Source organism: Ignavibacteriales bacterium, from assembly GCA_026390795.1.
Classification (GTDB): Bacteria; Bacteroidota; Ignavibacteria; order Ignavibacteriales; family Melioribacteraceae; genus Fen-1258.
Genome location: JAPLFG010000004.1, coordinates 173,785 through 185,825, shown reverse-complemented (window position 1 = coordinate 185,825; position 12,041 = coordinate 173,785). Strand labels below are relative to the sequence as shown.

Annotated in this window: 9 protein-coding genes; 4 read left to right on the top strand and 5 right to left on the bottom strand. The window is 36.0% G+C overall.

Features of this window, described 5'->3' with window-relative positions:
- Positions 1-52: 52 nt before the first annotated feature.
- From acs to NTX65_15510, 4 genes are all read left to right on the top strand, one after another.
- Positions 53-1,942, top strand: coding sequence for an acetate--CoA ligase (gene acs, locus NTX65_15525; GenBank protein ID MCX6170750.1), 1,890 nt, complete (start codon positions 53-55; stop codon positions 1,940-1,942).
- A gap of 113 nt (positions 1,943-2,055) precedes the next feature.
- Complete coding sequence (locus tag NTX65_15520) at positions 2,056-4,305, top strand: TonB-dependent receptor (GenBank protein MCX6170749.1); 2,250 nt, start codon at positions 2,056-2,058, stop codon at positions 4,303-4,305.
- Positions 4,302-5,267, top strand: coding sequence for a hypothetical protein (locus NTX65_15515; protein MCX6170748.1), 966 nt, complete (start codon positions 4,302-4,304; stop codon positions 5,265-5,267). The genes NTX65_15520 and NTX65_15515 overlap by 4 nt, the downstream gene beginning before the upstream one ends.
- Before the next feature lie 5 nt (positions 5,268-5,272).
- Positions 5,273-6,721 (top strand): PEGA domain-containing protein, encoded by a 1,449-nt coding sequence (locus NTX65_15510; protein ID MCX6170747.1) that lies wholly within the window; start codon positions 5,273-5,275, stop codon positions 6,719-6,721.
- On the opposite strand, the gene citF is transcribed toward NTX65_15510, so the two are convergent.
- The 5 genes from citF to NTX65_15485 all read right to left on the bottom strand — a co-directional run bounded on the left by citF (position 6,718) and on the right by NTX65_15485 (position 11,739).
- On the bottom strand, positions 6,718-8,274 hold the full coding sequence (gene citF / locus NTX65_15505) for a citrate lyase subunit alpha (protein ID MCX6170746.1): 1,557 nt from the start codon (positions 8,272-8,274) through the stop codon (positions 6,718-6,720). The two genes, NTX65_15510 and citF, sit on opposite strands and share 4 nt — an antisense overlap.
- A 90-nt stretch (positions 8,275-8,364) precedes the next feature.
- Positions 8,365-9,585 (bottom strand): aldolase/citrate lyase family protein, encoded by a 1,221-nt coding sequence (locus tag NTX65_15500; protein ID MCX6170745.1) that lies wholly within the window; start codon positions 9,583-9,585, stop codon positions 8,365-8,367.
- An 8-nt stretch (positions 9,586-9,593) separates the two neighbouring features.
- Complete coding sequence (locus NTX65_15495) at positions 9,594-9,884, bottom strand: Txe/YoeB family addiction module toxin (protein MCX6170744.1); 291 nt, start codon at positions 9,882-9,884, stop codon at positions 9,594-9,596.
- Positions 9,881-10,153: a type II toxin-antitoxin system Phd/YefM family antitoxin gene (locus tag NTX65_15490; GenBank protein MCX6170743.1), complete on the bottom strand. Its 273-nt coding sequence runs from the start codon at positions 10,151-10,153 to the stop codon at positions 9,881-9,883. The genes NTX65_15495 and NTX65_15490 overlap by 4 nt, the downstream gene beginning before the upstream one ends.
- A gap of 80 nt (positions 10,154-10,233) precedes the next feature.
- Entirely contained in the window at positions 10,234-11,739 is a 1,506-nt protein-coding gene (locus NTX65_15485) for an MmgE/PrpD family protein (protein ID MCX6170742.1), read from the bottom strand.
- Between the last annotated feature and the right edge of the window lie 302 nt (positions 11,740-12,041).

Below are 12,041 nucleotides of genomic sequence, written 5' to 3'. Positions count from 1 at the left end.
AGTTAAACAACATAAACTGCCAAAAGATTCCAAATAAAAATGAGGAGGACAAATGTCAGCGAAGAAACTTTCCGGCGAAGTATTTTATCCTTCAGAAGAAACTATAAATAAAGCACATATAAAAGACTGGGATGCTCTCGATAAACAAGCTAAAAATGATTATCCAGGCTTCTGGGAAAAAATGGCTGAAGAGCTGCATTGGTTTCATAAGTGGGACAAAGTTATTGACGATTCTGATAAACCATTTTATAAATGGTTTACCGGCGCAAAAACAAATATTGTTTACAACTGTCTTGATGCGCACGTAAAAACTTTCCGGCGTAATAAACTTGCATTAATATGGGAAGGAGAGAATGGAGAAAGTAAAACTTATTCATACTTCGCTTTACACCGTGAGACATGCAAATTTTCAAATATTTTAAAAAGTTTGGGTGTTCAAAAAGGTGACCGCGTAACAATTTATATGGGACGTACTCCCGAAATTGTAATTGCAATGCTTGCTTGCGCAAGGATCGGTGCGGTGCATTCTGTCGTTTACGGTGGATTCTCAGTTGAGTCCCTTGCGGAAAGAATTGAAGACAGCAATTCCAAAGTTCTTATTGTTGCGGACGGAGCTTACCAACGCGGGAAAATTGTAGAGCTAAAAAAGATTGCTGATGAGGCACTTCAAAGGTGCGGAACAGTTGAACATGTTTTAGTTATTAAACGAACCGGGCAAGAAATTAATATGGAACAGGGGCGTGATATGTGGTATCACGAATTGATGAACCTTCCAATTGCGACTCAAAATTGTGCACTTGAAATTGTTGATGCAGAAGATCCACTCTTCATTCTCTATACATCAGGTACAACGGGAAAACCGAAAGCAATTCTTCATACTCACGGCGGATATATGGTCGGTACTTATACAACTCTTAAATATGTATTTGATATTCATGAAGAAGACCGCTATTGGTGCGCCGCGGACCCTGGCTGGATTACCGGGCACAGTTACATTGTTTACGGACCGCTTCTAAATGGAACAACATCTTTTCTTTATGAAGGCGCACCAAATTATCCGTATCCAAACCGCTGGTGGGCTATGATTGAAAAATACGGAATCAATATTCTATACACGGCACCCACGGCAATTCGCGGTTTGATGCGGTTCGGTGAGTCGTGGGTTAACCGGCATAATTTATCATCATTACGGATTCTTGGTTCGGTTGGAGAACCAATTAATCCCGAAGCTTGGAAATGGTATAACCGTGTTGTCGGAAAAAGTAAATGCCCAATCATGGATACATGGTGGCAAACGGAAACCGGTATGTTTATGATAACTCCCATGCCGTCAGTTCCGCTCAAACCCGGTTCAGGCACTAGACCATTCCCTGGAATCGAAATGGATATTGTGGATGAAGAAGGAAAATCGGTAAAACCAAATGAAGAAGGTTTTCTAATTATTAAAACACCATGGCCGGCAATGGTTAGAAATGTATGGAACGATTCTGATAGATATAAACAATACTGGAGTAAATATCCCGGTGTATATATGACAGGAGACTCCGCTCGCAGAGATGAAGACGGATATTTTTGGATAATTGGAAGAGTTGATGATGTAATAAAGGTATCCGGCTATAGATTAGGAACAGCCGAGATTGAGAGTGCTCTTGTAAGTCATCATTCGGTAGCGGAAGCCGCCGCAATCGGATTGCCCCATGAAGTAAAGGGAAATGCAATTTATACTTATGTTATTTTGAAAACTGGTGTAGCGAGAAGTCCTCAATTGATTGAAGAATTACGCCAGCATGTTAGTCATGAAGTTGGACCGATTGCAAAACCTGAACACATTGAGTTTGTTGATTCGCTTCCTAAAACGCGAAGCGGAAAAATTATGCGTCGGCTGCTGAAGGCAAAAGCATTAGGGCAAGATCCGGGCAATATTTCAACTTTAGAAGAATAATATTCTTTAAAGAAAAATTTTGGTCTGGATTTTCACTAATATAGTCTTATCTTGACGTCCGAATTTTTTAATTAAATCAAAATATTTTCTCTTATTACGGCTAGCAAACATTGATGAGAAAGGGTTTTAATTCATACTTAATTACAGTTGTACTCTTTTTCATTTTTATTGGGTTGAATAAAGATTTATTTGCACAAGATACCGGAACGCTCCGTGGTCTTGTTGTTGATTCAACTACTTCAGAAGCGCTTGCATTTTCAAGTGCATACATTAAGGAACTGCAGATTGGCGCAAATACAGATATGCGCGGATATTTTTTAATCACATCTGTTCCTGCTAACAAAAATTTTACTCTTATTGTGTCCTATGTTGGATATAAATCAAAGACTCTTACCGTGAGTGTTTCAAAAGGGAAGATGAGCCATTACAATATCAAACTTAGTTCGTCCGATATTCAGATGAAAACGATTGAAAGTACTGGTACGCGTATTACGGGAACGAGTGATTCGAAAATTAGCGTTGATAGAATCAGTGCAAAGCAATTAGAGACAGCCCCAAAGGGAATTGAAAGCGATGTTTTTAGAACTATAAAATATTTGCCCGGGGTTACTGCTACAAGTGATGTTTCTGCGCGGTATTATGTCCGTGGAGGTACCAGCAATCAAAATTTGGTTCTGATTGATGGAATTACAATATATAGTCCGTTCCATGCACTGGGATTATTCAGCGTCGTTGATCCGGATATAGTTAACAGTATCGAATTTTTCAAAGGCGGATTCGGAGCCCAGTTTGGAGGAAGATTATCATCCGTAATGAACATTATAACAAAAGACGGCAATAAAAATAATTTTTCATCAACGGCGTCTGCAAGTCTTTTAAGCGGAAAATTCCTTTTAGAAGGACCTATTGGTAAAGGATCGTTCATCCTTGCAGGAAGAAAAAGTTTTTCAAATCAGATTACAAAAAAATTTCTGAATGATAAAACAGTACCCATTGATTTTTACGACTTTTCATTTAAAGCAAATTATAATGAACCGGATTTTCTTCCGGGTTCAAAATTTTCCGTATTAGGATTTGCAAGTTCGGACAATATTAACAACGTAGATCCGCAGATCGAGGATTATAAATGGGTTACAAAAGCTTTCGGTTTTAAATGGTTCCAAGCTTCAGATGCACCGCTCTTCTTCGAACTTTCTCTTTCTGTAAGTAATTTCAACGGGCAGACAATTCCAAAATTCAGCGACAAAACTCAGCTCGAAAACAAGGTCTCGGATATCGGTTTGCAAATGGATTTTACTTATATGTTCGATAACCGTGATGAGATAAACGTAGGTTTTCACATAAAACAGCTAGCAACTAACCTTCTTTTTAGTAATGCATTGGGTACGCCAGTTAATTTAAACACAACCGGTGCAAATATTGTCTTTTATGGGAAGTATAAATTAGTGCAGTTTGATTTTCTAAAAATTGATGTGGGAACAAGAGTAAATCTTACTACACTATCCAGAAGCAATTTAAAGAAAGTTTTGGAACCGCGGTTCAGTTTTAATTTATTTCCGTTCGAAAATTTTACTATCAAAGGTTCATACGGTTTATTCCAACAGGAATTGACGACAATGGGTGATGAGAACGAAGTAATAAATATTTTTGAGCCATGGATTGTTATACCTGATTATCTTCCACCAACTACTGCAACCCATTACATTTTTGGTTTTGATTATGTCCCAATCACTTATGTTAATCTTGGCCTAGAATTTTACTATAAAAAAACAGATAACCTCCCGCTCGTTAATCAACAAAAGATAAGCATAACAGATAAAGATTTTATTGTTGCTCAAGCAGAAGCATATGGAATGGAATCTTCGATTAAAGTAGAGTTTGAACCTATTACACTTTCTACTTCATTCACACTTGCATATGCCTATAAGATTTTGAGCGGGTTAAGATATTATCCGAAATATGATATTAGAAATAATTTCAATATCTCAATAGATTATAATATAGGAAGCGGTTGGAATACTGGGTTAGTCTGGACTTTTAATTCAGGCTTGCCGTTTACCCAAATTGTCGGCTTCTATGATAAATATTATTTCGATAATTTTTTTGGTGGATGGATAAACGAAGATCCAAGAAAACCGTATGGAATACTCGGTGTGCAGAATTTAGAAAGACTTCCAACCTATCATCGATTGGATTTTACACTTTCCAAAAAATTCATACTGAATCCATTCAAATTCGATATCAGTTTCAGCGTACTAAATGTTTATAACCGGCAGAATATTTTTTATTTCAAAAGAGATACGGGTGAGCGTGTAAACATGTTGCCATTCTTGCCTTCCGCAACAATTAGGGTTGAGTTATGAAGAGAATAATTTTATCAGTTCTAATTATTATAAGTATTGTTTCTTGCAATGAAAATTTTGAACCGTTTGGTGAACTGAAAGATAAATATGTTCTTAATTGCATTATACAGGGGGATACAACTTTTCAGGTTGCATCTGTTACCCGGACTTACACAAATAATAATTATGATCCTTATTCAAACGAAGTTGACCCGAATGTTAGCGGTGCTTTAATACGATTATGGAACGGAGATTCACTTGTAACATTTAGAGATACAACTATTACACGAAGTAACGATTCCAAGTACATAACTCCTTATCATTTATATTATACTAATAAATTTAAGTTGGTAAGTAATTTACTAGAGATTGAAGCCATTCTTCCAAATGGTGTAAGACTCACCGCAAATACTACCATACCAAATTCAATTAGGTTTATTTCTGTTGATAAGGTTGTTCCTCCGAAAACAAAAACACACATAGATTTTGCTTGGGCGCTCGGAACAGTAGATAACGCTTATTTAACCCAGATGTCAATCTATTATTATAAAGCTGACGATCCGAAAAAAACAATCCATATCGCTTATGTACCGGTGCAGTATGTTAATAAAAATGGAAGAGATTATCCCATTGCACCGAGACCGAATAATTCCAACGAATTGAAGTTAGATGTTGAAACAATTAGCAAAACAATGGAATTAATTTCAGACGGCGATCCAAACAAAGTTAATTATGTCATCCTTGGTCCTATACTGGAAGTAGCTTCATTCGGTAAAAGTTTAAGTACTTATTTTAATTCTATAGCGCACGCAAATGATGCATATACAGTGAACCTAAGTGAAGTTGACAATACTAACATCAATAACGGAGTAGGAATTTTTGGTATTTATTTACGGAATTATTTGCCATTCGATTTCACACATGCATATATAAAATCATTCGGTTATACACCCGGTACAGCCGATGTTGAACCGCCTTTGTAAAAAAAATGAAGAAAATAATTTTAATATCGTTAGTTACTATTCTGCTCATTTCTTGTGATAAGGAAGTCTTCACAGGAATTGTTGAGACTTCAATCACTGAGTTTGGGAAATTTTATATAAATACAAATCCGCAAGGATATCAAGTTTATGTTGATGATAAAAATTGGGGTATAGTTTCACCCGATACTGTTTTATGGTTAACCATTGGTAATCATAAACTCTCATTGAAACATGAATATTTCTCAGATTCTAGTATGGTTATTGTTGTGAAAAAAAATGAAGCCCAATCTGTCTCAATTGATATGATGAAAAATCCTCGCTTCTATGCAAACCTTAATTGTACTTCAAATCCGGCCGGTGCAAGTATTTATTTAAATGATCAGCCGACAGGCAAAATTACCCCCGCTATTATTAATAAAGTTTACCCTGGTTATTTAGAAGTTAAATTCACAAGAAGCGGTTGCAGAGATGACAGTGTAAATATGAAAATTGGTGGTGGGCAGTTCATTAAAGTAAGTCGAGATTTAAATGATACCACACGAGGGGTTGATTATAGAACCCTAAACACAAAAATTTTCAGCAATGTTTTAAGTAAAGTAGTTATTGATAAATTTAATAACAAATGGATCGGTTCCATCGATCACGGTCTGATGAAGTTTGACGGTAAGAACTGGACATCTTTTGAAAACACAGGTATTATAAAAAGTAAAGTAATTCTTGATTTGTTAATAGATAGTAAAGACCGTTTGTGGGTTGCCACAGCTAATGGTCTATCGGTTTTTGATGGTATATTTTGGCAATCTTTAGATGATAAATTACCATCTAATACAGTTAATGCTTTGGAAGAAGACATATATGGAAATATTTGGATCGGTACTATATATGGACTTGTTAAGTATAATAATTCAACTTTCCAAATTTATAATAAAACTTCCGGAATGCCTGAAAATTGGGTTAATTGTATAGCATCAGATAAAAATGGTGGTATTTGGTTCGGAACAAATAATTTTGGTGTTGTTAATTTTCACAATAATAGTTGGACTACATACACCACTCATGATATGGGAATAGATCCTACAGTAGCGAATTATGTTATTGATCTCGCATTTGACAAGAATGGAGAATTATGGTCATTTCATAAAGGTGATCCAAAACAGGGCACAAAAGATGGATTAATAAAATCTGATGGTCCATACTGGAGATTTGTTATTTTGCCATTACTATTCCCATTAGATATAGTCTCATTTAATGTTGATAGTGATAATAATATTTGGATTGCTGCAAAAGAAGGATTGATAAAATACAATGAATCAAAACAAATCAAATGGTTCAATTCATTTGATTTTGGTTTTTATGTAAAACATTGTACATCGACGGCTTTAGATAAAAATGGAGATATTTGGGTAGCAACAATGGGTGGAGGATTAGTAAAGCTCAAAAAAAATAATTTCTAACTTTCTATTTTATAGATTGAATCGAGAACAGTTCCATCAACCCACTTTACAACTGCAACAATTTTATTTTTATTTAATTTTGGTTCTTCAGGTATACCGCCGCAAATTTCATAAACTTCTTTTTGAATCTCTTTGAGCGAGCGAATTGGAAGTGATGAGTTTTTCACCGAGTTCAATAAATCTTTCCTGCGTGGATTAATTGCAATTCCGCGTTCTGTTATTATCACATCAATCAATTCTCCAGGTCCGCATAAAGTTGTAACCTTATCAAGAATCACAGGAATGCGGTCGCGGAATGATGGGATTGCAAGTATTGTACATTTAGAGAAAAGACAATTCTGCCAGCCGCCGATCCCATGTAACAAATATCCATCCGAATGAGAGACAACATTTGCGTTGAAATTTACATCTACTTCCGTGGCGCCAAGTACAGCCGCATCAACGATAGAAGCAAAATTTCCTTTACCGTGATAATTATAACTTGTAAATGGCGAAGTGTTTACATGTTTTGGATTATCTCTCATTGAACGGACTCCTTCCAGATCAAAAGTTTGTCCGTCAAGAATATAATCAGTTAATCCTTCTTCCAGCATTTCAACCAGATACTTTGTACTTCCGCCTCGTATAAATCTTGCTTTGATTCCTTTGGCTTTCATTTTTTCTTTTAAGAAAAGTGCGAATGCAAGATTCGTTCCGCCCGCACCGGCTTGAAATGAAAAACCATCTTTCATTATTCCCGCATCTTCCAAAAACTGAGCGACATATTCAGCAATCAATAATCGATCGGGACTTTTTGTAATCTCTGTTGTACCGCTAACAATTTTTGAAGGATCGCCGAGAGACTCAACCTCAACGACAAAATCAACATTATTACCTTGAATCTGCCACGGCACACAAGGGAACGGAACAAGATTATCAGTAACAACAATTACATTATCGGCATATTCAGAATCAGCAAGTGCAAAACCGAGTCCGCCACAAGCAGATTTTCCGTTTACGCCATTTGCATTGCCAAAAAAATCTGCAGTTGGAGAAGCAACCACAGCAATATCAATATGAACTTCACCGTCTTGAATTGATTGATACCTTCCTCCATGCGAACGCAGAACCCCAATCCCTTTCATTTTTCCTTCGCTTGTAAATTTACCAAGCGGTCCGTTCATACTTCCTTCAATGTGATGAATTGTACCGTCTTCTAAATATTTTATGAGATGAGTATGGCATGGAAACGAGGCGGTTGGAAACCAGCGGATATTTTTGATTCCCATTTCTTTTATTGTGTCGAATAAAATATTGGTAAGTATATCGCCGTTACGAAGATGATGATGTGTGGAAATTGTCATTCCATCTTTTAATCCGGACTTTTTCAAAGCTTCTTTTAAATTCTTTACTATTTTATTCCCATCAGCCGGATAGTCGGCACATGAATTTATCTTAGGATTAAAAATTCTTCCGGTCGGCTTGTATTTTCCAATGCCCATAAATGGAATTTGTTCTTCACCGTTAATGACATTTGGTACTAATCTGTTTGCAGCATTTTTGATTAACTTCATATCATCCTCTTAATGGAACGCGGATCTGTTATGATGATTATGATTTTTTATGATCTATTCAAATCATAAAAGATCTTAAGAATCAGCGTTCTATTCTTTCTTCCAATTTTTATTTATTAACCCATTCAATTTTGCAAGTTCAATTGTGTGCTGAGCGCGTTTTACAACAGGTGCATCAATCATTTTACTTCCGAGAGCGACTACTCCAATCCCATTCTTTTTAGCTTCATCGAATGCTAAAACAATTTTCTTCGCTTTTTCAATTTCATTTTCTGTCGGAGCAAAAGCTTCGTGCACAATTTTAATTTGCCGCGGGTGGATGCATCCTTTACCTTCAAATCCAATTGACTTTGCCTCGATTACGCTGTTTCGTAAACCATCCATATCATCTACATCGGAAAATACCGTATCAATGGCTTGAACACCGGCTGCTTTTGCCGCATTCACTACTGCGCTTCTAGCATAAAAACTTTCTCTCCCTTCATTTGTTCTAGCAATACCAAGATCCGCGGTGTAGTCTTCAAGCCCTATTGCAAGGGCACAGATCTTTTCCGATGCCATAGCAATTTCATAAGCTTTCACAACACCGAGTGCGCTTTCAATTATAGGCATTAAGTAGATTTCATTTTTAACATTTCTTTCGGCGCAAATCATTTTTATTTCGTCTTCAACATCTTTAATAGTTAATGCGGATTCACATTTCGGAATTAAAATAACATGAACATTATGAGGAATAACAAATTTCAAATCATCCAAACCCATAGGAAGCTGGTTGATTCGAACCATTCTTTCGGCTCCGTAGAAATCAACAGCACACAATGCATTACGAACCAAATATCTTGCCGAAGTTTTTTCGGTTGGTGAAACGCTGTCTTCGAGATCAAGAATAATTCCATCCGGCTTATGCAATCCTGCATTTGGATAAAACTTCGGCTCATTGCCCGGCAGGTAAAGACGGCTGCGGCGTAATTTGTCCTTTGCTGTAGAGTATAAATTATTTTTGTTTATCTCGGGAAGAAACTCTTTAATATCGTCAGGTCTAAGTTTTTTATAAGCGGATTCGAATCTTGCAGCGAGAGTAAAAGGGAGAGCACCAAAATCTTCGATTAATATGTTTGCATGTTTAATTTCAAAAAATTCACTCATGGTGATAATTAAATCGTTTATTCTCTCACCATACATCGAATCAACTTTACTTAGAAGTGTGGATTTAACTCCGCCGGTTTTTGTTAATTCGATTTCGACAAAACAATCGGAGCGGATTTTATCCCCGCGCTTTCCGGCTGATGCTTTTTTGCTATCAGTTTTCATGATCTATTCTATTTTAATTCGTAATGACCAATTATGGAAACTATTTCAATTGTTTTTTCTTTAACTCGGTAAATCAATCTGTCTTTTTTATTAATTCTTCTTGACCAGCAAGGGGGGACTTCATGTTTTAGATGTTCGGGTTTTCCAATACCATGAAAAGGAGACTCAGCAATTACTTTTATTAGGTTCTCGATTTTATTGAAGTAATTTTTTTGATCTGATTCGGATTTATTCTTTTGAATCCATTTTATTTGTTTTAAAGTTTCGGGTGACCAAATTAATCCAAATCTGTTTTTCACTTTTGAACTCTGAGCACTTGTTCAACTGTTAATTTTTTCCCTTTCCCTTTTTCTAATTGTGAAATACCTTTTTTTATACTTTTAATCCACTGTGGATTGCTCATTACATAAAGGTTTTCAAGCATATTATCGAATTCTTCCTTGGAGACGAGCACGGCATCTTTTCTTCCTTTTGATCCAACGATTATAACTTGATCAGAATTATCATTCACATAATTAATCAACTTATTCAATTTATTCCTAGCGTCTGTATATATTATGGCTTGCATACTATCTCCTAAATTCTGTCATTATACTGACACAAATCTAATGAATGCAATATTCTCAGCAAAGAGAAAAATATCATAATTCAATGATTATTATTCTTTCTGGTACTGCGTTTTATTTTAGTAATTCTTGTCTTATTCTTTTGTAATTTTTGTTTGAGCGCTAATTTCTCCATAAAATTTCTTGCATTCAATTTATCACAATCAAAAATCATATTCTTGATTTCTTTCTGACGTTTTTTCGAAAGGATATTGTCTGAAAGGGAATTGAATTTATTTTCAAGGTCTTCCATAGTCATCGGTTCACGCGGGTCGCCTTTTGGATATTCCAGATATTCAGAAAATTCTCTTCCATCTTTTATTTTTATAACCACTTTTGATGGTTGTTTTTCCGGGAACATATTCTCAAATTCTTGAGAGGCAACACCTTTAATTTTATCAATCACTTCCCAAATTCTCGGGTCTTTCATTTTTTCATCGGAGAATGATTGAGTTGTAATTTTCCGGTCAACAATTGCAGCCGCTATACAATAGGGAAGTGAATGATCTGCGGTTTCACGCGATTCGGGGCGGTATTTATGCGTATCAAATAATATGTCGCAGGCTCTTGCTATAGTTGTAATTGTAACGCTTTCAATCTCATCGTAATTGATATTATTATTAACTATTGTTTTGAGTGTTGCTGAAATATGAGTGTGTGTTAACGCTTCGGTTGGGAATGCTTTCATGCTGCATTCCAAAATTTTCCAGCTCTTGCCTAATCCGCCTATCAACGCATCTATATCCCAAGACCACTCCGATTCGCCATCGCGTCCTTTCATTAAAACAGGTTTCATCACTTCATTTATAGGATCCCATCCGCCGAAGCAATCCATAAATCCTTCTTTGCCTTCAAATACTTTTTCTGTTCCGCTGTAACCTCTCTGTGCCATCAATGCGGCAAATACTCCGGATTGAACTGCCATCGGGTCAACTGTATTTTTCATCATCGTTAGTTTGCCTGCTGTTGGGCAGCCGATTGTATGATTGTGTGAACCGCTAATTCCGATTGCATTCACCATCTGATCAACTGTAAGTCCCATAATTTTTCCGGCAACGATAGGAGAAACAAACTGGGTTAGTGTAGCGTGATGCCATTTGCGTTCACGCACTCCCGGTTTTGCAAATAAACAGATTCTTTGTTCAAATTCATATGCCAGAACAATCGCAACAATCACTTCTTTCATAGATGCATTAACCTGTTCTGCCATCGATAATGCGGCAGGAATAATATCCGATGGATGCGATGGATCTTCTTTCCAGTAAATATCATTGAAGTCGAGAGACCTTATCATCAATGAGTTTATAAACGTTGCATTTACAGCCGGGATTTTTTCACCGAATGCAAAGACTGTAGCTTCAGGTTTTCCGCCCATTTGTTTATAAATGTCTCGGATGATGTTTACATCTCTGGTTTTATATGCACCGAATGCGCAACCAATTGAATCATATAAATATCTTTTTACTTCATGAATTACATTTTCCGGTAAGTCTTCATATTTGACCTTAACTGCAAATTCCGATATAACTCGTGCAATGGATTTTTCCATATTTATTTCCCTAGTATTGATATGAATGAAATGGTAAAGGAGAAAAACAATTAGGAAGATTATTTATTTTGCCAGTTGGTCTCGAAAATTTTAGGAAAGTTTAAGAAAGGAAAAAATTGCTTAGTTATATTTGGATTTATTTTCTGCATATCTAATATGAAATTTGAAAAAATTCTATTGTTAAATTATCCTTTTACCACTTCATAAAAAAGTGAATAAATAGAAAGCGGATGACACAGATAACGCCGATCTTCACGGATTAAATAAGTGTTGATCCTGATTAATCCTTCTTTTTCTTGGTT

What these genes read in the sequence shown, in the direction of transcription:
- NTX65_15520 (MCX6170749.1), top strand. Translation starts at nt 2,056, where the DNA reads ATGAGAAAGGGTTTTAATTCATACTTAATTACAGTTGTACTCTTTTTC.
- NTX65_15490 (MCX6170743.1), bottom strand. Translation starts at nt 10,153, where the DNA reads ATGCAAGCCATAATATATACAGACGCTAGGAATAAATTGAATAAGTTG.
- NTX65_15510 (MCX6170747.1), top strand. Translation starts at nt 5,273, where the DNA reads ATGAAGAAAATAATTTTAATATCGTTAGTTACTATTCTGCTCATTTCT.
- NTX65_15515 (MCX6170748.1), top strand. Translation starts at nt 4,302, where the DNA reads ATGAAGAGAATAATTTTATCAGTTCTAATTATTATAAGTATTGTTTCT.
- citF (MCX6170746.1), bottom strand. Translation starts at nt 8,274, where the DNA reads ATGAAGTTAATCAAAAATGCTGCAAACAGATTAGTACCAAATGTCATT.
- NTX65_15500 (MCX6170745.1), bottom strand. Translation starts at nt 9,585, where the DNA reads ATGAAAACTGATAGCAAAAAAGCATCAGCCGGAAAGCGCGGGGATAAA.
- NTX65_15485 (MCX6170742.1), bottom strand. Translation starts at nt 11,739, where the DNA reads ATGGAAAAATCCATTGCACGAGTTATATCGGAATTTGCAGTTAAGGTC.
- acs (MCX6170750.1), top strand. Translation starts at nt 53, where the DNA reads ATGTCAGCGAAGAAACTTTCCGGCGAAGTATTTTATCCTTCAGAAGAA.